Below are 18,894 nucleotides of genomic sequence, written 5' to 3' on the forward strand. Positions count from 1 at the left end.
TCAGGTGCGGGGCGCGAAGGCGTCGCGGGCGTGGCCGAAGAGCGTCCAGATGATCTCGGCGCCGGGGCGGGTGCTGACCCAGCGCAGCCCGTGGCCCCGTACGCCGGGCGCGTTGGTGAGCGCGAGGTCGGCCGCGCCGTCGCGCAGCAGCTCCGCGGCGTGCTGGGTGGACGCGGCGTCCACCCAGCGCACCTCACGTCCGCGCAGGGCGGGCGGCACGACCTCGGAGTAGATCCGGCGCACCTCCCACATGGCCGCGACCGCCACGGGGCCGGTGCCGCCGGGCAGGCCGGTGTCGGGCCGTTCCGCTATGCCGTACTCGGGGGTGGCCTGCGGGAAGAACGCCCGCAGGCGCAGGTCCCTGTGCCAGTGGAAGCGGGTCAGCCCCTGGTAGGCGCTCGGCACCAGCGCGAAGTCGAAGCTCTTGGCGAGGAGTTCGGACAGCACGTCGTCGAAGGTGGGCATCAGCTCGACGCGCAGCCCGTACCGCTCGGCGAGGAAGCCTGCGGCCAGGTGGCTGGACGTGCCGGCGGGGCCCAGTGTCCCCAGGGTGACCCCGGACCGTTCGGCCCACAGGCCGGTCAGCTCGTCCCAGCGCGCGCCGAGTTCTTCCGCGGGCCGCCAGGCGGAGAGGGTGCCCTGCGGCGCCGCGGCGTCAGTTCTCATAGCCACGGTTCGCCGCCATCCGCTGGGCGACCCGGGTCTCGTGGTCGGGCGCGGTGCGCCGGTCGACGATGCGGGCCGCCTTCCAGCTCACGAAGGCGCCGGTGCTCACGATCGGGTCGAGGCCGTCACTCAGCTCCACGCCGACCGGCACCCCGAGGGCCTCGGTGGCCCGCTCGCGGACGCCTTCGGCGGTCGCGGCGGGGTTCTCGGCCTGCCCAGCGAGCAGTTCGAGCCGGACGGTGAGCCGGTCCTGCCCCGCGGTGTCCCGCTCGATCACCACCTGGTAGCCGGCGGCTCCGGTGACACCGGTCAGCACGGCCGTCTCGATCTGTCCGGCGGTGAACAGCCGCGCGCCGAGTTCGAGGCGGTCCAGGGTGCGGCCGACGATGCGTACGAGGTCGCCGGGCATCTCGCAGTCGCAGTCGGACGCCTCGACCGTCACGGCGTCGCCCGTGCGGTAGCGGACGAGCGGCTTCACGCCGTCCACCAGCATCGTCACCGTCAGTTCGCCGGTGCCGCGCGGGCCGTGCGAGACGCCGGTGGCCGCGTCCACCACCTCGATGAGGTAGTTGGTCTGTGAGAGGTGCATCCGCTTGTTGCGGCAGGCGGTGGCGATGACGAACGCCTCCTGCGAGCCGTACAGGATGTTGTAGACGTCGGCGCCCCAGACGCTCTCCAGGTTGTGGGCCAGGGCGGGCGTGCACATTTCGCCGGTCACGAACAGCAGCTGCACGGCGAAGTCGCGGCGCAGGTCGTAGCCGTAGTGCTCGGCCGCCTTGGCGAGGGTGAGCGCGACGCCCGGCGTGCAGCAGATGACCTCCAGCTCCAGGTCCCGCATCAGCTGCAGGGCCTTGGGGAAGCCGATGACCGGGGAGTAGGGCCAGATCTTGGCGTTCATCGAGCCGACGTTGCGGGCGACGTCGCCGAGGGTGTCGCCGAAGGAGTGCACCTCGGTCGGGCCCATCAGGCCGATGCGCGGGGCGTGGCCGTCGAAGTGGCGCCGGAAGATGGAGGCCCAGGACTCGGTGACGTGGGCGTTGCTGGCGATGACCTCGCGTTCGTCGCGCGGGCACGGGGTGGCGGGGCCGGTGGTCCCGGTGGTCTCGTAGAAGAAGACGGCGTCGGTCAGGGGGCGGCTCAGGACGTCGAGCATCTCCGTCCGCAGGTCGGCCTTGGTCGTGAAGGGCAGCGCCGTCAGGTCGTCGGGTGTCACCGCCGCCAGGTCCACGCCCTTCAGATGGCGGGCGTAGAACGGCGAACCGGTCGACACCTGGTCGAGTACGGTGCGCAGGCGGCGGGCGCGCCAGGCGTCGAGCGCCTCGTCGGTGAGGGTCCGGTCGTAGAAGGCCCGGTGCACGTCGAGGTATTGCGCGGCGAACTCGGCCGCGGGCCCCTGCGTGGGCAGCCACATGGTGGTGGTCCTCTCGGATGGTGGGTCGCGCGAGGGCCCCGGCGCCGGAGGGCGCGGCGAGGCGGCGCGTGAGAGTGGTCGAGGGGTGGGGGCGCGGACCGGGGCGACGGTGCTCCGGCCGGGAAGGTCAGTGCAGGCCGCCGTCGACGTCGAGCACGCTCGCCGTGACATATCCGGAGTCGGGTCCTGCCAGGTAGCGGACGGCGGCGGCGACCTCGGCCGCCCGGCCGAACCTGCCCAGCGGCACGCTGTCCAGGTAGCCGGTGGTGCGGTCCGCCGGGATGCGGGCGGCCATCGGGGTGTCGATCACTCCCGGCGCGACGGCGTTGACGCGGATGCCGTGCGGGGCGAGCGAGCGGCCGAGGCCGCGGGTCAGGGCGATCACCGCGCCCTTCGACGCTCCGTACGCCGTGTCGGGGCTGCCCACGCGGCCGCTGATGGAGGCGATGTTGACGACGCTGCCCGGACGCCCGGCCGCGACCAGCCGGCGCGCCATGGACTGCGTGCAGGAGAAGGCCGACCCGGTGTTGACGTCGAGGACGCGCCGGTAGCTCTCCGCGTCGTAGTCGAAGAAGTCCCTCGCCTCGTAGATTCCGGCGTTGTTGACCAGGACCGAGGGCGGCCCGTACTCCTGCTCGATGTGCCGGAAGAGCTCCTCGGCCGCGCTCGGATCGCCCACGTCGGCAACCAGTTCGGCGTGTGCCGCCGGGTCGGCGCCCGTGGTGATGTCCACGGCGAGCACGTGGTGGCCGGCCTCCGCGAGCGCCGCCGTGACGGCTCTGCCGATGCCGCCCGCGCCGCCTGTGACCACGGCCGGAGCATGCTGCTCGGTCACGTGTCCTCCCCCCATGCTGTGTGGTGTCGGGTTCAGCGCCCGCTGCCTAGCCGGCCCGCGCGGGCGTCCGTCGCGCGGCCGACAGGAAGTTGTCGAAGAGCCGCAGCCCGTGGTCGGTCATCACGCTCTCCGGGTGGAACTGCACCCCTTCGACCGCGAGCGTGCGGTGGCGAATCCCCATGACATAGCCGTCGTCGAGCGAGGTCGCGGTCACGTCGAGCTCGGGCGGGACCGACGCGTCGACGATCAGCGAGTGGTAGCGGGTGACGGTCAGCGGCGTCGCGAGGCCGTCGAACACACCGCGGCCGTCGTGGCGGACCCGGCTGGCCTTGCCGTGCATCAGGTTCTGCGCGACGGCGACCCGGGCCCCGTAGGCGAGGCCGATCGCCTGGTGTCCCAGGCACACGCCGAGCAGCGGCACCCGGCCCGCGAAGGTGTGCACGAGTTCGACGTGGCCGGAGGCGGCCGGATGGCCGGGCCCCGGGCCGAGCACGACCGCGTCCGGCCGCAGTCCGGCCAGCTCCTCCGGCGTGCCGGTGCGGGAACGTATCACCTCGGTGTCGGCGCCGAGGGTGCGCAGGTACTGGTCGATGATGTGGCTGAAACTGTCGTACGCGTCGACGAGCAGCACCTTCGGCCGGCTCTCGGCGCTCACGGGGTCCGTCGGGTGTACGGCGCTCACGGCAGCAGCTCCTCGCCGGTCAGGGCCCAGTAGGTGGCGCTCATCTTGGCCAGCGTCTCCCGCCACTCGGCGGCGGGCACGGAGTCCGCCACCACGCCGGCGGACGCCTGGGTGGTGTAGTGGTCGCCGTCGTGGACGGCGGTGCGGATGCACAGCGTGAGCATCGCGAAGCCGCGCACGTCGACCAGGCCGAGGGCGCCCGCGTAGATGCCCCGCGGATCGTCCTCGATGTCGTTGATGATCTCCATGGCGCGGACCTTGGGCGCCCCGGTCATCGTGCCCGCGGGGAAGGTGGCGCAGATCGCCGTCCAGATGTCCGTGCCGTCGGTGACCTGCCCGGAGACGGTCGAGACCAGATGGTGGACGTAGGCGAAGGGTTCGACCTCCATCATGGCGTCCACCGACAGCGTGCCCGGCACGCAGATCCGCCCGATGTCGTTGCGGCACAGGTCGACGAGCATGACGTGCTCGGCCTGTTCCTTGGCGCTGGCGCGCAGTTCGGCGACGCGGCGGGCGTCCTGAGCCGCGTCCGCGGCCCGTGGCGCCGTGCCCGCGATCGGCCGCATGGAGATCCGGCCGCCCTCGATGCGGATGAACAGCTCCGGGCTCGCCCCGATCACCGTACGGCCGGCCCACGGGACCAGGTACATGTACGGGGACGGATTGCGGTGCCGCAGCCGCTGGTAGACCTCCAGCGGCGTCAGCTCCGACTCCACGTCGATGCGGTGGCCGATCTGGATCTGGTAGCTGTCGCCCACCCCGATGTGCCGCAGGCAGCGCTCGACGCGCTCGGTGAACGTCCGCTCGTCCACGTTGTCCCGTACGGACCGGGGCGCGGGCGCCTCGGGCACGGCGGGGGCGGCGTGCCCGGCCGTGCCGGTGACCAGCACGTCCGGCAGCGGGGTGCTGTCCGGCGGCAGCAGCTGCCCGGACGCGGAGAGGCGTCGTACGCTCCCCGAGCCCAGGTCGTACCAGACCGTGTGCCGGAAGAGCGCGAGTGTGCAGCGCGGCAGGTCCCCCTCCCGCTGGCTCTGCGGAAGGCGCTCCATGTCCCAGGCCGACTCGTAGGCCAGCGTGGTCAGGAACCCGAAGGCGAACGTGGTGTCGGGCACCTCGGTGTCGACGGTGAAGGCGCCCTGGACCGCGCGCAGCAGCCGCCACGCCTCCTGGGAGCTTCGCGCCGCCCACTCCCGCCGGTCGCCGCGGGCCGCCGTCGCCTCCCCCGCCACGGCCGAGACGACCTGGGCCAGCACCTCGCCCAGGGCTCCGGGCGCCGCCAGCTCCACGCGGTCGGCGTAGAGCCGGAGTTCGGCGAGGCGCCCCCAGCCGACCACGGCGGAGTGCCGGTCCTGGGCGGGGCCGTCCAGGCTCTCGAAGAGGTACACGTCGTCCTGCGCCCGGTCGCGGAGGAGCGCTTCGTAGACCAGGGCGGGTGAGCTGTGCGGGAGTTCGGTCGTGGTCACCCGGACCGCGATGGCGCCCGGGCGCGCGGGTCTCGGGGGCCCGGGGGTCTGCCGGGCCTTCGGCACGTACGTGGGCACACTGGGTGCGGAAAGCAATGACACGGTGAAAGAGCCCCTCTGGTCCACCTGGACCGCTCGAACCGCAGGTGGACGTGGTCGCCGCGGCGCGCTCCACACTGAGAACACCGCCGGCCCATCCGGCAGATGCCGGATCCCCCGCCCCCGTGGGCGGGTGTCGGCCACCCGCCGTCACACAGAGACCCCGGCGTCCCACCGCTCCTTTACGGCCATGCCGGGACGAGACCCGCGTTCCGCGGCCACCGGCCCCTTGACGGATGGCGGTGGTGCGGCAAGACGGTCGAAACCTCTGTGCTCATTGACCTCATCAAACGCGGTACCGCGCAGTCCAGACCAATTCGGACCGGGCCAAGGAGACCACTTGCCCGGCGTCTCGCGCCCGGTGGACCGGCGCGGCCGTCAGGTTCAGGTCAACGGCTCGGCGCGGGGCGCCGAACGGTCAACTGGCGCGTTTCGGCCCAATGTCACGTGATTCCCCGCGCCGCTCTGTGGCAGTATCCCGCCCCAGGGGAAGCGCCGGACGAGGCGTTCGCGGTGGAGCCGGCGGATCGCGGCGGGGAGGTTCCCGGCCGTGACCGGGTTGCCGCCTCGCTCGTCGGGCGATGGTCCGTGGTTCTTGGGGGGGACTCGCTGTGCCACACCTGCAGATCTCGATCGACCGTGACTCGAGCCGCCAACTGGCGGGACAGATAAGGGACTCGGTGAAGGGGGCCATCGAACGGCGGCGTCTCGCACCGGGCACCAGACTGCCGTCGACCCGCCAGCTCGCCGCCGACCTCGGCGTCTCCCGCAGCGTCGCGGTGGAGGCGTACGAGCAGTTGTGCGCCGAGGGGTATCTGCGCGCGCGGCGCGGCGCGGGCACCGTGGTCGCGGACGTGGACACGGGCGGCGGTTCACCGGTGACCTCCCCGCTGATCGCCGGCGCGGACGGCAGGCCCGGCCTGCTCGACCTGCGCACCGGGGCGACCGACGTGAGCCTGTTCCCGCGCCGGGAATGGCTCGCCGCCGTGTCGGACGCGATCGGCAACGCCAGTCTGCGCGATCTGGGTTACGCGCCGCCCTCCGGGCTTCCGCAGACCCGGCAGGTCCTCGCCGGCTACCTCGGCCGCGTCTGCGCGGTGGAGGCCGCGCCGGAGTGCGTCACGCTCACGGCGGGTTTCGCCCAGGGCCTCTCCCTGCTCTGCCAGACGCTGCTGCGGCGCGGCATACGCGAGCTGGCCGTCGAGGAACCGGGGCACCCGGGGCAGCGCGCCTTCATCGCCTCGCTGGGGATGACGCCCGTGTCCGCGCCGGTCGACGAACACGGTCTGCGGGTCGACGCGCTGGCCCGCACCGGCGCACGGGCGGTCCTGGTGACGCCCGCGTGCCAGTTCCCGACCGGCGCGCGGATGAGCCCGGAGCGCCGCCAGGCGCTCGTGGCCTGGGCGCGCGAGGTGGACGGGCTGGTGATCGAGGACGACTTCGACGGCGCGCTCGCGTTCGGCCAGCGGCCACCGGCGCTCCAGTCCCTGGCCCCCGAGCGGGTCGTGTACGCGGGCAGCGCCAGCAAGACCCTGGCGCCAGGGCTGCGGCTCGGCTGGCTGGTGGTGCCGTCCGCCGTGCTGCCCGGCGTCGAGGCCGTCCGCGCCACGGTGGACCTCGGCCTGTCCACCATCGACCAGCTGGCGCTCGCCCGGTTCATCGAGAACGGCCAACTGGACCGGCACGTCCGCGCCCTGCGGGCCCATCTGCGGCGGCGTCAGGAGGCCTTCGAGTCGGCCCTGCACGATCACCTGCCGCCGGCCCGGGTCGCGAACGTCGCGGCGGGTCTGCAGACCTATGTGCGGCTGCCACCCGGCCTGGACGAGGCCCAGATGGTCGGCGCCGCCTTCCGGAGGAACGTCCTGGTGTGGGGCGGCGCGCACTACCGCCACGACGCCGACGCGACGCACGCTCCGGCTCTGGTGGTCAACCACGCCGGGACGACCATGAGCCGTCTCGTCGAGGCCGCCCAGCACCTCGGCGCCGCGTACCTGGACTGCGCGGCCGACCCCCCGGCCCGGCGCGAACGCCCGGCGCGCCCGGTCCGCGCGGGCCGGGCGCGCTCCCGGGCGCAGTTCCTGGCGCACTGCGACTAGGTGTAAGCGGGCTGGACGTTGCGGAAGGCCGACCACCTGCAGTCGCGACGCCAGATCTCGACCCTCTCGGTCACCCACGCGGGGGTCGTGTGCGGACTGCGGTGTGGAGCCGCGGACCGATCCTGCAAGCCGAGCTCGCCGTAGCGACGCCAACGGTTGACCCGCTTCGACGCGCACCCCCAGGAGATTCCCTGAGTTCACCCCTGCCCACGAATTGAACTATGGTACAAGTAGTACGTACGTTCAACTACTCTGGGCGGGGAGACGTCATGAGCGTGGGACAGTCCGCACGTGCCGGGTGGCGAGAATGGGGCGGTCTCGCGCTGCTGGCGTTGCCGACCATGCTGTTGGGGCTCGACGTGACGGCGCTCTACCTCGTCGTTCCGAACCTGTCCGCTGACCTGGGCCCCACCGCGACAGAAACGCTGTGGATCATGGACGCCTACGGCTTCCTCATCGCGGCGTTCCTGATCACCATGGGAACGCTGGGCGATCGGGTCGGACGACGGCGCCTGCTGATGATCGGTGTGGCAGCGTTCGCCGCGGCCTCGGTGCTCGCGGCGTTCGCCCCCAGCGCCCTGTGGCTGATCGTGGCACGGGCACTGCTTGGAGTAGCCGGAGCAACACTCATGCCCTCGACGCTGTCGTTGATCAGCAACATGTTCCACGACGTCCGGCAACGGGCGCTGGCGATCGGCGTATGGGCCACGATGTTCGCCCTCGGCATGGCCGCGGGCCCGATCGTGGGCGGTGTGCTGGTCGCCGGCTTCTGGTGGGGCGCAGTCTTCCTCATCGCCGTGCCGGTCGCCCTCCTCGTGCTGGCTGGTGCGCCGACGCTGCTGCCCGAGTTCCGGACCCGCGCCGGCCGGCCCGACCTGCTGAGCATGGGTTTGTCCCTGGCCGCGCTCCTGCCGACCATCTACGCGATCAAGCATGTGGCCGCCCATGGCATCGACACCCAGGCGCTGGTCGCCTTCCTTCTCGGCGGCGCCTCGACGGTCGCCTTCGTGCGTCGCCAACTGCGCCTGGAAGAGCCCCTGCTGGACATGACTCTCTTCACCAGCCGGATCTTTTCCGCCGCGCTGACCGTCCTGTTGATCGGCTTGGTCGGCTTCGGTGGAGTGATGTTCCTGGTCACCCAGTACCTGCAGCTCGTCGAGGGCCTTTCACCGACAACGGCTGGGCTGTGGATGGGGCCGCCCGCACTGGCCATGCTCATCGGGGCCATCGGCGCACCGCTGCTGGCACGTCGTGTGTCACCGGGCGTCGTCATGTCGGCGACCTTGGCGCTGTCACTGTGCGGATACGCCCTGATTGCACTTGCTGGGGCCGACAGCAAGCTGAGCGTGGTCGGGGGATTCGCGTTCGTCTACCTCGGCCTCGGGGTGATCGCCGCCCTGGGCACTGACATCGTCGTGGGTGCGGCGCCCCCGGAGAAGTCCGGATCAGCCGCCGCCCTGTCGGAGACCGTTCAAGAGCTCGGCATCGCGACAGGGGTCGCGCTCCTGGGCAGCCTCACCACGGCGATCTACCGCACCGACATCGAGGTGCCGGCAGGGCTTTCCCCACCCGCGGTCGAGGCCTACGGCAACAGTCTCTCCGGAGCAACGTCCCTCGCGGACCAGCTGCCGACCTGGGCTCTGGAACCCGCACGAGCCGCCTTCACCGGCGGACTCAACACCGCCGCCGTCGCAGCAGGCATCGCGGTAGCCGCAGCTTCCCTGGCCTGCTTCACGACACTGCGGCACATCCGCCCCCTCGGCGACGCGAACCCTGGGGCGGCGGATAACCTCGACGCCCTGGATCGGCGATGAAGGTGGAGATGATGGCGGCTGAAGAAGGCACGGTCGATGGGCGCACACTGCGCGGTCAACGCCGCCGGGCCCAGATCATCGAGGCAACTCTCACGATCGTCCGCCGGGACGGCGCCACCGGCGTCACCCACCGAACCGTCGCCAAAGAGGCCGGGATCACCACCAGCCTGACCCTCTACTACTTCGCCACCCTGGACGACCTGCTGGTAGCGGCTCTGACCAGCGTCACAGACGCGTACACCCAACGCATCCGCCAGCTCATCGACACCGAGGACGACCCGCTCGATGGCCTCGCCCGGCTCATCGCAGAATCGGCCGGCCCCGGCCGTGAGCGCGCACTCGCCGAACGAGAGCTCTCCACCCTGGCGGCTCGCCGACCCGCCCTACGCCCTGTAGCGCGACGCTGGCGCGACCACGTCGCGGAACTCGCCCGAACACAGACCGGCGACGCGAACGCCATCGAAGCCTTCGTCGCCCTGTCCGACGGCCTGTGCACAGCAATCCTTCTCGACGACCACGAGGCCGACCCGGACCATATCCGGGCACTCCTCCGCGAGACGCTGTCGAGAACCACCCCCTGGCCCCGCCGACCGGATCAGTGAGCGTCTGGATCGGTGTCGCCGACGTCCCGCCCCGCAACAACCAGGCGGCAGGCGGTTCAGTCGGTCGAGAGGGCCTCGAGGAGGTCGCCGACCTTCGGGTCGGGCAGCGCGCGGGCGACGTCGGCCTGGGCGACCACGCCGACCAGGTCGTGGCCGTCGATGACCGGCAGGCGGCGTACCTTGTGGGTGGTCATCGTGCGCAGGATCTCTTCCGCGTCGTCGTCCGCGCCGATGGTCACCGCCTCGCCCTGGGCGAGGTCTCCGCTCAGGCAGGTGGCGGGGTCCTTGCCCGCGCCCAGGACCTTCACCACGATGTCCCGGTCCGTCAGCATGCCCTTGAGCTTGTTGTCCGTGCCGCAGATCGGCAGCGCGCCCACGCCGAGGTCCTTCATCTTGCGGGCGGCGTCCAGCACCGACTCCCGCGCCCCGACGCATTCGGCCCCGCCGGTCATGATGTCCCGCGCCTTCGTCATCACACGCCTCCTTGCTCGTCGTACGCCTGTCCGTGGGTTCGCTCAAAGTCTGCGCACCGCCGCGCCCCGCCGCCACTCGGCCGGGTCCGGCGCCCGCACTGGTCACGGTGGCTCGGCACGGGCGTCTTCCGGGCGTCGCGTGTTCAGTGACCGGTGGCGGAGTGCGGGTTGGCGGCGGCGCCCTCGGTGCTCAGCAGCACGGCCACCGAGGACGGCCCGAGCCCCAGCGCCGTGCGCCGTTCGTCGGCGTCCACACCGGTGAGTGCCGCGCGCAGACCGGCGAGCGCCGCGGCGCCGCAGGGGCCCGAGGAGACACCGAGGGCCGCGAGGCGGTCGGCCGCGCGGGCGCTGTCGGCCTCGTGGACGGCGACGGCGGCGTCCAGCCCGCCGTGCAGATAGGGCCACGCGATGCTGGAGGGGGTGCCGCAGTTCAGGCCGGCCATGCTGGTCTCACCGGTGGCGACGCTGACGGGTTCCCCGCGGGTGAGGCTTTCCAGGACGCAGGCCGCCGTCTCCGGCTCCACCGACAGCAGCCCGGGGGCAGGGGCATGCCCCACGGGACGGCTGCGGTAATGGGTGACCACGGCCTGTGCCAATGACCCCACACCGACGGGCACCGCGACGAGGTCCGGTCCTTCGGCGACACCTCCGGCCGCCAACTGCTCGTCGATCTCGGCGCAGAGGGTGGAGTAGCCCTCGACGATCCACCACGGGATCTGCTCGTAGCCCGCCCACGCCGTGTCCTGCACCAGGACCGCGTCCGCCGCCGAGGACGCCTCGGACGCCAGGCGTACGGCATCGTCGTACGAGCCCGCGACCTCGGTGAGCTTCGCCTGTTCGGCGGTGATCGCCGCCACGGCCCGCGGATGAACGCCTCGCGGGACGAAGACGTGAGCGTGCTGCCCGAGCAGCCGGGCCATACGGGCCACGGCGCGGCCGTGGTTGCCGTCGGTGGCGGTCACCAGGGTGAGCGGTCCCGGCGCGTCGTCGCGCGTGGCCCGCTCGGCGAGGACGCGGTGGATCGCCCAGGACGCGCCCAGCGCCTTGAACGCGGGCAGGCCGAGACGGCAGGACTCGTCCTTGACGAAGACCCGGCCGACCCCGAGTTCCGCCGCGATCTCGGGCAGTTCCACCAGCGGAGTGGGCGCGTGGTCGGGCAGCGCGGCGTGGAAGTCGCGCACCTCCGCCGCGGCGGGCGCACACCGCCAGGCGCGGGCACCGGGCCGCGCGAACCACGGCAGCGTACGGAGGGAGGAGGGGTGCGAGGGGTGCGAGGGATGCGAGGGGTGCGACGGGTTCTCGGGCATGCGTTCAGCGTGCGGGAACCGTCTCCGGTCGGTCCAGCGAATGTGTACGACCTATACTCATCGGAAAATCCGACCATTGAGGCGCGGCTTCACGACGGCGGGGAGAGCGGACCGGCGATGTTCGATCTGCACCGACTGCGCCTCCTGCGCGAACTCAAGCACCGCGGCACCCTGGCAGCCGTGGCCTCAGCCCTGTCCTACGCGCCTTCCTCCGTCTCCCAGCAGCTCTCCCAGCTGGAGGCCGAGGTCGGCGTCCCGCTGCTGGAACCGGTCGGGCGGCGGGTGCGGCTGACCGAGCAGGCCGAGATCCTCGTCGCCCACACCGAAGCGGTCCTCGCCCGCCTGGAGCGCGCGGAGGCGGAGATCGCCGCCTCGCTGACCGATCTGGCCGGCACGCTGCGCGTCGCCTCGTTCCAGACGGCGGCCCTGGCCCTGATTCCGGCCGCGCTCGGACTGCTGCGCGATCAGCACCCGCGGCTGCGCGTCCACGTCACGCACATGGAACCGGAGAACGCCCTCCCCGCGCTGCAAGCCCGCGATTTCGACCTGGTGCTCGCCGAGGAGTACCCCGGCAGCCCGCACCCGCGGCCCGCCGAACTCGAACAGGCGGACCTGCTCGACGACCACCTGCGCCTCGCGCTGCCGCTCGCACCGCGGGGAACGGCCGGCGGAGCGGACGCCGACGGCCCGATGACGGCGCTGCGCTCGCTGGCGGACCACCCCTGGGTGATGGAACCCGAGGGCACGGCCGCACGGCACTGGGCCATGACCTTGTGCCGCGACGCGGGATTCGAACCCGACGTGCGGTTCGAGACCACCGACATCCTGCTCCACCTGCGCCTCGTCGAGGAGGCGCACGCCGCCGCCTTCCTCCCCGACCTCGTCTGGGGCCGGCGGGCCCCGAGCGTCACCCTGCGGCACCTCCCGCGCGGCCGGCGCACGCGCCGCATCTCCACCGTGGTGCGCCGAGGCCGCGGCAGGCACCCCGCGATCCTGGCGTGCCGGGACGCCCTCCTCCGGGCGGCTGCCCTGCCGCCCGGAGGGGCGCCGACGTAGCACCGCAATATGCCGGTCAGGACGCCGAGTCGACGGTGACTTCGAGGCCGCGGGTGGTGACCAGGTGGGCGCTGCCGTCGGCCAGCCGGTAGGACAGCCCCACCACGGCGGCCCGTCCCGCCGCCATGCGGTCGGCCAGCACCCGGGAGCGGTCCAGCAGCAGGTTCACGGTGTGCCGGGTGTGCTCGGCGATGATGTCGCCGTCCTCCGTGAGACCGCCGGAACGGGCGGCCAGCACACTCGGCGTGACGCGCTCGATGACGTCCCGCACGTATCCGGGCGCGCTCGCGCCGTCCTCCACGGCGGCACGGGCGGCCGCGACCGCGCCGCACGCGTCGTGGCCGAGGACCACCACCAGGGGGCAGTCGAGCACGCCCACTCCGTACTCGATGCTGCCGAGGACCTCCGGCCCGGTCACGTGGCCCGCGGTGCGGACCACGAACAGGTCACCCAGCCCGCGGTCGAAGATGATCTCGGCGGCCAGCCGGGAGTCGGAACAGCCGAAGAGCACCGCGAACGGTTTCTGCGCCGGGGCGATCTCGGCGCGGCGCGCGGCGTCCTGGTTCGGGTGCTCCGGCGTGCCCGAGACGAACCGCTCGTTGCCGGCCAGCAGCATCTCGAAGGCTTCACGGGGAGTCAGCGTGAGGGCATCAGTCATGCCCGCAGACTACGACCAGGCCGTGACCGCCTCGGGGAGGCGTGACGCGACGAGGGAGCGGGGCGCGCCGTTGGATCAGCCGGGACCGGGGCAACAGGGTGAAGCGCGTCTCCTCGGTGGGTCGGTCCCGGTGGGTCGGTCCCGGTGGGTCGGTCCCGGTGGGTCGGACCAATCCGCCCGGGCGCGTGCTCCGAATCATGAGTACACGTTGCCCCTCTTGCGGAAAGCTGAACGACATGAGCGATGCCGTGCGCATCGGAACCCGTGCGACACCTCCCCCTGACCTGCAAGAACTGATCGCCCGTGTCGCTCGTGGTGACGAGGGCGCCTTCGCGGGCGTCTATGACGCGGTGATCGGCCCGGTCCTCGGCGTGGTGCGCGCCGTGCTGCGCGACCACGCTCAGTCCGAGGAGGTGGCACAAGAGGTCCTGGTCGAGGTGTGGCGCACGGCTCCTCGCTACCGGCAGGATCGCGGGTCGGCCATGAACTGGGTGCTCACCCTCGCGCACCGGCGCGCCGTGGACCGTGTGCGCTCGGTGGAGGCCTCCACCGCCCGCGAGAAGAAGGCCGCTCTGCTCGAACAGATGCCGGAGTTCGACGACGTGAGTGAACAGGTCGAGTCGCGCCTGGAGCGCGAGCAGGTGAAGCGCTGTCTGCGTGCCCTGACGGAGATCCAACGGCAGTCCGTGACGCTCGCCTACTACCAGGGGCTGACCTATCGGCAAGTGGCCGAGCTGCTCTCCTTGCCGCTCGGCACCGTCAAGACGCGTCTGCGTGACGGGCTCATCCGGCTTCGCGACTGTTTGGGAGTGAGCGCATGAACGGCGCAGCGGACCTGCACACCCTGACCGGCGCCTACGCCGCCCACGCTCTGGAGGACGAGGAGCGCGAGTCCTTCGAACGGCATCTGTCGGCCTGTGAGTCGTGCGCCCAGGAAGTCAGGGAGCTGCGGGCCACGACCGCGCGCCTGGGACTGGCGGCCTCGGTGGCGCCGCGCCCCGCGATGAAGGACGAGGTGCTGCGCCGGATCGCCGCGGTCCGGCAGGTGCCGCCGGCCGAGCGGGGCCCGGATGGCCCGCCCCCGAAGCAGCGGCCCCGCCGCCTGGCCCAGTGGGCGCTGGCCGCCTGTGTCGCCGCGGCGGCCGCGCTGGGCGGCACGGCGGTCTGGCAGTACGGCCAGACGCAGGCCGCTCGTGACCAGGCGCGGCAGGCGGAGCAACAGTCACAGGAGTTGGCGGCCCTGCTCGCCGCCCCGGACGCAAGGACCCGCGCGGCCAAGCTGTCCGACGGCGCCGGCGGAGCAGTCGTCGTGGCCGAGAGCCGTGACCGAGCCGCCTTCGTGGCCACCGGCATGGCGAAGCCGCCCGCCGGCAAGGTCTACCAACTCTGGTTCTCCGACGACGGAGTCATGCGCCCGGCGGGCCTCATGGACCCCGGGCGGAGCACCCAGACGGTGCTGATGGAGGGGCCGTTGGACGGGGCGGCGGGCATGGGCATCACCCTGGAGCCGGCAGGCGGCTCGGCGCGGCCCACCACGGCCCCGGTCGCGGTGGTGAACTTCCCCGCATGACCCGGACGTCGCCGCGGCGCACTCCGTGCCGGTGAGGACCAATCCGGCGGCCAGGTGGTGACGTATTCCTGGTATGGACAACGCGACACGGCCGCCTCGCGGCATCACACGGCCGGCGCTGGGAGCGCTGAGTGGTCTGCTGGCGGGGTACGCGGCGATCGCGGTCGCCCAACTGGTCTCCGCGGCTGTCCGACCGGAGGCCGGCCCGGTCATCGCGGTGGGCGGCGCGGCGATCGACCGGACGCCGCCGGGGGTGAAGGACTGGGCGATCCGGGAGTTCGGGACCAATGACAAGCTGGTCCTGCGACTCGGCATCCTCGCTGTGCTGAGCGTGCTCGCTCTCGCGCTCGGCGTGGTGGCCACGCACCACCGACCGGCCGGTTCGCTCGGCGTGCTGGCCTTCGGGGTCATCGGCGCGGTGGCAGCGGTCGGCCGACCCGATTCGACGGGCCCGCTCGACGCACTGCCCTCGGTCGTCGGCGCCGTCGTCGGCTCCGGCCTCCTCTTCTGGCTCGTGGGACGCCTCCCAGCGCCCCACCGGCCGGCGTCACGAGGCGCCGGGCAGGACCCGAAGGCGGTTGATGACCGCGATACGGCCGACGCGCACGACCCGGTCGCCGGGTCAGCCGAGGGCTGGGACCGGCGCGGCTTCATCCTCGCCGCCACCGCGGCGGCTGCCGCCTCCACCGGAGTGGGGCTCGCGGGCCGGGCCCTGAGTGGGTCGCAGGGGAAGGACGCCGTCGCGTCCCGCGCCGGGATCGCGTTTCCGCCCGTCACGTCGGGGGCCGGCTCCGTCCCGCGCGGCGCGGCCTCGCGGGTCGCGGGCGTCAGCCCCTTCATGACGTCGAACGACGATTTCTACCGGGTGGACACCGCCCTGGTCGTACCCAAGGTCGACGCCACCTCCTGGAAGCTGCGCATCCGTGGCAAGGGTGTGACCTGCGAACGGACGCTCACCTTCGACGAGTTGCTGAAGATGCCGCTCATCGAGCGGCGCATCACCCTCACGTGTGTGTCCAACGAGGTCGGCGGCCCCTATGCCGGAAACGCCCGCTGGATCGGCGTCCGCCTCGCCGACCTGCTCGAACAGTGCGGAGTCAGGCCCCCGTCGAAGGGCGGTCCCGCGGACCAGTTGGTCGCCCGTTCCGTGGACGGGATGACCATCGGCAGTCCCGTCGAGGACGTCATGGACGGCCGCGACGCGATGCTGGCCCTCGGCATGAACGGCGAACCCCTGCCCTTCGCGCATGGATTTCCCGTCCGCATGCTCGTCCCCGGGCTGTACGGGTACGTCTCCGCCTGCAAGTGGATCAAGGACATCGAGCTCACCACGTTCGACTCGTACGACACCTACTGGGTCAAGCGCGACTGGGCCCGGCGCGCGCCCGTCAAGACCCAGTCCCGCATCGACACCCCCAACCCCTTCGCCCGCCCCCGGGCCGGCACGGTCATGGTCGCCGGGGTCGCCTGGGCCCAGCACCGCGGTATCGACAAGGTCGAGGTCCGGGTCGACGACGGGCCGTGGGCCGGGGCCCGCCTCGCCGCCGAGGACACCCGCGACACCTGGCGGCAGTGGTCGTACGCCTGGCAGGCCACCAAGGGCGATCACACCCTGACCGTCCGGGCCACCGACCGCACCGGCGAGACCCAGACCGCCGAGCGCACCCGCACCGTCCCCGACGGCGCGTCGGGCCGGCACTCGGTGGTCGTCACCGTCGAATAGGCCGACCAGAAGCAGAAGCGACCAATCCGCCCGCCGCTCGGCTCCGGATCACCTACGACAAGGCCGTCGGCCTCCCGTGACCCACCATTGAGGAACTGACATGCAGACTCGAATCCGTCGTATCGCCGTTGCAGTCGCCACCGCCGCGGTGCTGCCGCTGGCCCTGACCGCCTGCTCCGACAGCGACTCCAAGGACACGGCGTCCGACAACTCCTCGTCCGCCTCCGCCAAGGAAGAGAAGTCCACCGAACCGTCCGACGACATGGCGGGCCCGACCGAGCCGTTCGGCCCCGCCTGTTCTTCCGTGCCCAAGGACGGCAAGGGCAGCTTCGCCGGGATGGCCGAGGACCCCGTCGCCACGGCGGCCTCGAACAACCCCGCCCTGTCGACTCTCGTGACCGCGGTGAAGAAGGCCGGCCTGGTCGACACGCTGAACACCGCCGAGAACATCACGGTGTTCGCGCCCACCAACGACGCCTTCGACAAGATCCCGAAGAAGGACCTGGACAAGGTCCTCGACGACAAGGCCCAGCTCACCAAGATCCTCACCTACCACGTGGTCGGCAAGAAGCTCACGCCCAAGGACCTGGAGAACGGCTCCTTCGAGACGCTGGCGAAGGCCGGCCTCACCACCTCCGGCTCCGGCGAGTCCTACAAGGTCAACGACAGCAGCAACGTGGTCTGCGGCAACGTGCGGACCGCCAATGCCAACGTCTACATCGTCGACACGGTCCTCATGCCCAAGAGCTGATACGAGCGGCGCGCCCACGCGTGACGGCTGCGCCGGTCTCGGCAAGAGCCGCGTCCGGCCGAACGTCCCGCCCTGGGAACACTTCAGGGCGGGACGTCACCGCGTCCGCCGGTCAGCGGTCCGCGGCACTGCCCCGGACGACGCAGGAGCGGTTGTTCTCCCAGCCCCATCCGTCACCGTCGGGGTCGGAGGCGCTGCCGCGCACGCAGTACGGGTAACCGTTGGGGGCCGTACCCCCCGTGCCTCCGTCGCCACCGCCGCCGTACACGGTGGCGGGCTTGGACGTGGCGGCGATGCCGTTGCTCCCGTTGAAGAAGCGGTTGCCCCAGTTGGTCAGCCTGTTCGGGTCGAAGCCGTGGACCATGTCGAGGTACTCGACACCGCCGCCGTTGCCGCTCCACGACCAGCCGAGGTAACCGATGCCGAGGGACTGCGTCGTCGCCATGATGGCGTTCTCGTCGGGGTTGCCGTCGCTGTGCTGGTCGCCGAATTCACCGACGACGACGGGCAGTTTCCTGCCGACGAAGGCGTTGAGATAGTCCTTCACCTCGGTCGCGGTGTCGTAGACCCCGTACATGTGGACCGAGAAGACGGTGTTGCGGTCGGGGTCGGAGGCGAAGACCGACGCCGCGTTGTCCCGCATCGTGCCCGACCAGTCCTGGCCCCAGTTGGGCGCGTCGACCATCAGGGCGTGGTCGAGCCCCGCCTTGCGGAGCTTTCCGATGGCCGACTTGGTCGCGCCGGTCCACGCCGTGTAGTTGGTGTTGCCGAAGGGCTCGTTGCCGATGTTGACGATGACGTAGTCCTCCTGGCCCTCCAGCGCGCTCTTCACGCCGACCCAGTAGTCGGCCGCCTGGTCCAGGCTGGTCGCGGCACCGTCCTCGCCGTAGCCGGTGGTGTCGTGCACCTCAAGCACGCAGATGACCTTGTTTTTCTTGCACTGGTCGATGAGCGCGGAGACCTGGGAGGCGCTCGTCTTCGTCCAGCGGCCGCCGCTGCTCAGGACGACGCGGACGGTGTTGGCGCCCTTGGCCGCGATGTCGGCGATGGAGCGGGTGCGCTCGGGATACCAGGTGTAGGCGTGGTTGACCCCGCGCATGACGAACGGGTTGCCGTTGCCCTCGACGACGCGCCCGTTGCTGACGTGGATGCCGCCGGCCGCCGCTTCCGCCCTGCCGACGGCGGGCCCGGCGAGCGAGAGCAGCAGCCCGAGAACGGCGGCGAACGCCGCCCCCGCGGTGGTGATCAGCGTGCTTCTTGGCTGTCGCATGTGTCTCCTCGGATGGGATGGACAGGTGTGACGGCGCCTGAGTGGGCCCACCGGGTGCTCCTTGCCGACGCCGTTGCATGTGACAACGATGTCAGGCGGCGGGAAGCCTCACCGAGGCGTGCTTCACGAGCGCCGGGGGCGTGGAGCGGTCCCCCGGACGAGCGGTCGGCGGATCACTGGGGCGGCCGAGTCCCGGCTGCGGACCGCCCGGCGTCAGACCATGAGGCACCGCATGTTCCGCCCATGTCAATAGACGGTTCACGATGTGTCTCGGCGAGTGGAGAAGCCGTCGGCCACTAAACCGCTAAACACCCTGCCCAGCACCCCACAGCACTTCCGAGGGCGGCTTCTAGCAGCGGAAACCGATCTTGGGCAATTGATTGACAGGAGAAGTGCGCCCTTCTACGTTCCTCTTCGG

The 18,894-nt window shown here is 71.8% G+C and carries 18 protein-coding genes; 8 read left to right on the forward strand and 10 right to left on the reverse strand.

The genetic code is table 11. From position 1 onward, the window contains the following. The 5 genes from DCW30_RS03445 to DCW30_RS03465 form a co-directional block, all read right to left on the reverse strand. Positions 1 to 666: a hypothetical protein gene (locus tag DCW30_RS03445; RefSeq protein ID WP_206269284.1), complete on the reverse strand. Its 666-nt coding sequence runs from the start codon at positions 664 to 666 to the stop codon at positions 1 to 3. After that, the gene (locus tag DCW30_RS03450; RefSeq protein ID WP_076682406.1) at positions 656 to 2,077 is read right to left on the reverse strand and encodes a phenylacetate--CoA ligase family protein; all 1,422 of its coding nucleotides are present in this window, start codon (positions 2,075 to 2,077) and stop codon (positions 656 to 658) included. The genes DCW30_RS03445 and DCW30_RS03450 overlap by 11 nt, the downstream gene beginning before the upstream one ends. Positions 2,078 to 2,204: 127 nt before the next feature. Continuing rightward, the gene (locus DCW30_RS03455; protein WP_205576569.1) at positions 2,205 to 2,912 is read right to left on the reverse strand and encodes an SDR family NAD(P)-dependent oxidoreductase; all 708 of its coding nucleotides are present in this window, start codon (positions 2,910 to 2,912) and stop codon (positions 2,205 to 2,207) included. A 46-nt stretch (positions 2,913 to 2,958) separates the two neighbouring features. Beyond that, positions 2,959 to 3,594: an anthranilate synthase component II gene (locus tag DCW30_RS03460; protein WP_232627042.1), complete on the reverse strand. Its 636-nt coding sequence runs from the start codon at positions 3,592 to 3,594 to the stop codon at positions 2,959 to 2,961. Continuing rightward, the gene (locus DCW30_RS03465; RefSeq protein WP_237283301.1) at positions 3,591 to 5,057 is read right to left on the reverse strand and encodes an anthranilate synthase component I family protein; all 1,467 of its coding nucleotides are present in this window, start codon (positions 5,055 to 5,057) and stop codon (positions 3,591 to 3,593) included. The genes DCW30_RS03460 and DCW30_RS03465 overlap by 4 nt, the downstream gene beginning before the upstream one ends. Positions 5,058 to 5,767: 710 nt before the next feature. Here DCW30_RS03465 and pdxR point away from each other — a divergent pair. Further along, positions 5,768 to 7,252, forward strand: a complete 1,485-nt coding sequence (gene pdxR / locus DCW30_RS03470) for a MocR-like pyridoxine biosynthesis transcription factor PdxR (protein ID WP_076682410.1) — start codon at positions 5,768 to 5,770, stop codon at positions 7,250 to 7,252. On the opposite strand, the gene DCW30_RS03475 is transcribed toward pdxR, so the two are convergent. Next, the gene (locus DCW30_RS03475; protein WP_079249842.1) at positions 7,249 to 7,440 is read right to left on the reverse strand and encodes a leucine zipper domain-containing protein; all 192 of its coding nucleotides are present in this window, start codon (positions 7,438 to 7,440) and stop codon (positions 7,249 to 7,251) included. The two genes, pdxR and DCW30_RS03475, sit on opposite strands and share 4 nt — an antisense overlap. An 81-nt stretch (positions 7,441 to 7,521) precedes the next feature. Here DCW30_RS03475 and DCW30_RS03480 point away from each other — a divergent pair, with 81 nt between their 5' ends. Both DCW30_RS03480 and DCW30_RS03485 read left to right on the forward strand, forming a co-directional pair. Further along, complete coding sequence (locus DCW30_RS03480) at positions 7,522 to 9,066, forward strand: MFS transporter (protein WP_076682412.1); 1,545 nt, start codon at positions 7,522 to 7,524, stop codon at positions 9,064 to 9,066. Continuing rightward, positions 9,063 to 9,668: a TetR/AcrR family transcriptional regulator gene (locus DCW30_RS03485; protein ID WP_232627040.1), complete on the forward strand. Its 606-nt coding sequence runs from the start codon at positions 9,063 to 9,065 to the stop codon at positions 9,666 to 9,668. The genes DCW30_RS03480 and DCW30_RS03485 overlap by 4 nt, the downstream gene beginning before the upstream one ends. Positions 9,669 to 9,724: 56 nt before the next feature. Here the strand turns inward: DCW30_RS03485 and DCW30_RS03490 are convergent, their stop codons facing one another. Further along, a complete protein-coding gene (locus DCW30_RS03490) occupies positions 9,725 to 10,141 on the reverse strand; it encodes a CBS domain-containing protein (protein WP_198504650.1) in 417 nt (138 codons plus the stop codon). A gap of 143 nt (positions 10,142 to 10,284) precedes the next feature. Further along, positions 10,285 to 11,448, reverse strand: a complete 1,164-nt coding sequence (locus tag DCW30_RS03495; RefSeq protein ID WP_076682416.1) for a diaminopropionate ammonia-lyase — start codon at positions 11,446 to 11,448, stop codon at positions 10,285 to 10,287. A 117-nt stretch (positions 11,449 to 11,565) separates the two neighbouring features. On the opposite strand from DCW30_RS03495, the gene DCW30_RS03500 reads away from it, so the two are divergent. Further along, positions 11,566 to 12,504, forward strand: coding sequence for a LysR family transcriptional regulator (locus tag DCW30_RS03500; RefSeq protein ID WP_076682418.1), 939 nt, complete (start codon positions 11,566 to 11,568; stop codon positions 12,502 to 12,504). 16 nt (positions 12,505 to 12,520) lie between these two features. Here the strand turns inward: DCW30_RS03500 and DCW30_RS03505 are convergent, their stop codons facing one another. After that, complete coding sequence (locus DCW30_RS03505) at positions 12,521 to 13,162, reverse strand: carbonic anhydrase (RefSeq protein WP_076682420.1); 642 nt, start codon at positions 13,160 to 13,162, stop codon at positions 12,521 to 12,523. Between the two features lie 236 nt (positions 13,163 to 13,398). On the opposite strand from DCW30_RS03505, the gene DCW30_RS03510 reads away from it, so the two are divergent. The 4 genes from DCW30_RS03510 to DCW30_RS03525 all read left to right on the forward strand — a co-directional run bounded on the left by DCW30_RS03510 (position 13,399) and on the right by DCW30_RS03525 (position 17,206). After that, the gene (locus DCW30_RS03510) at positions 13,399 to 13,983 is read left to right on the forward strand and encodes a sigma-70 family RNA polymerase sigma factor (RefSeq protein WP_076682422.1); all 585 of its coding nucleotides are present in this window, start codon (positions 13,399 to 13,401) and stop codon (positions 13,981 to 13,983) included. Beyond that, positions 13,980 to 14,732, forward strand: coding sequence for an anti-sigma factor (locus DCW30_RS03515; protein WP_076682424.1), 753 nt, complete (start codon positions 13,980 to 13,982; stop codon positions 14,730 to 14,732). The genes DCW30_RS03510 and DCW30_RS03515 overlap by 4 nt, the downstream gene beginning before the upstream one ends. Before the next feature lie 73 nt (positions 14,733 to 14,805). Then, positions 14,806 to 16,455, forward strand: coding sequence for a molybdopterin-dependent oxidoreductase (locus DCW30_RS03520; protein WP_076682426.1), 1,650 nt, complete (start codon positions 14,806 to 14,808; stop codon positions 16,453 to 16,455). A gap of 100 nt (positions 16,456 to 16,555) precedes the next feature. Next, positions 16,556 to 17,206, forward strand: coding sequence for a fasciclin domain-containing protein (locus DCW30_RS03525; protein ID WP_076682428.1), 651 nt, complete (start codon positions 16,556 to 16,558; stop codon positions 17,204 to 17,206). Between the two features lie 112 nt (positions 17,207 to 17,318). Here DCW30_RS03525 and DCW30_RS03530 read toward each other — a convergent pair whose 3' ends face one another. Beyond that, positions 17,319 to 18,476, reverse strand: a complete 1,158-nt coding sequence (locus DCW30_RS03530) for a cellulase family glycosylhydrolase (RefSeq protein ID WP_076682430.1) — start codon at positions 18,474 to 18,476, stop codon at positions 17,319 to 17,321. Positions 18,477 to 18,894 lie beyond the last annotated feature (418 nt).

The organism is Streptomyces alfalfae, from assembly GCF_004127445.1.
Taxonomy (GTDB): Bacteria; Actinomycetota; Actinomycetes; order Streptomycetales; family Streptomycetaceae; genus Streptomyces; species Streptomyces alfalfae.

Bases quoted from the DNA above. Each gene is read 5' to 3' on its own strand.
- DCW30_RS03445 (WP_206269284.1), bottom strand. From the start codon at position 666: ATGAGAACTGACGCCGCGGCGCCGCAGGGCACCCTCTCCGCCTGGCGG.
- DCW30_RS03450 (WP_076682406.1), bottom strand. From the start codon at position 2,077: ATGTGGCTGCCCACGCAGGGGCCCGCGGCCGAGTTCGCCGCGCAATAC.
- DCW30_RS03480 (WP_076682412.1), top strand. From the start codon at position 7,522: ATGAGCGTGGGACAGTCCGCACGTGCCGGGTGGCGAGAATGGGGCGGT.
- DCW30_RS03485 (WP_232627040.1), top strand. From the start codon at position 9,063: ATGAAGGTGGAGATGATGGCGGCTGAAGAAGGCACGGTCGATGGGCGC.
- DCW30_RS03490 (WP_198504650.1), bottom strand. From the start codon at position 10,141: ATGACGAAGGCGCGGGACATCATGACCGGCGGGGCCGAATGCGTCGGG.
- DCW30_RS03495 (WP_076682416.1), bottom strand. From the start codon at position 11,448: ATGCCCGAGAACCCGTCGCACCCCTCGCATCCCTCGCACCCCTCGCAC.
- DCW30_RS03500 (WP_076682418.1), top strand. From the start codon at position 11,566: ATGTTCGATCTGCACCGACTGCGCCTCCTGCGCGAACTCAAGCACCGC.
- DCW30_RS03505 (WP_076682420.1), bottom strand. From the start codon at position 13,162: ATGACTGATGCCCTCACGCTGACTCCCCGTGAAGCCTTCGAGATGCTG.
- DCW30_RS03510 (WP_076682422.1), top strand. From the start codon at position 13,399: ATGAGCGATGCCGTGCGCATCGGAACCCGTGCGACACCTCCCCCTGAC.
- DCW30_RS03515 (WP_076682424.1), top strand. From the start codon at position 13,980: ATGAACGGCGCAGCGGACCTGCACACCCTGACCGGCGCCTACGCCGCC.
- DCW30_RS03520 (WP_076682426.1), top strand. From the start codon at position 14,806: ATGGACAACGCGACACGGCCGCCTCGCGGCATCACACGGCCGGCGCTG.
- DCW30_RS03525 (WP_076682428.1), top strand. From the start codon at position 16,556: ATGCAGACTCGAATCCGTCGTATCGCCGTTGCAGTCGCCACCGCCGCG.
- DCW30_RS03530 (WP_076682430.1), bottom strand. From the start codon at position 18,476: ATGCGACAGCCAAGAAGCACGCTGATCACCACCGCGGGGGCGGCGTTC.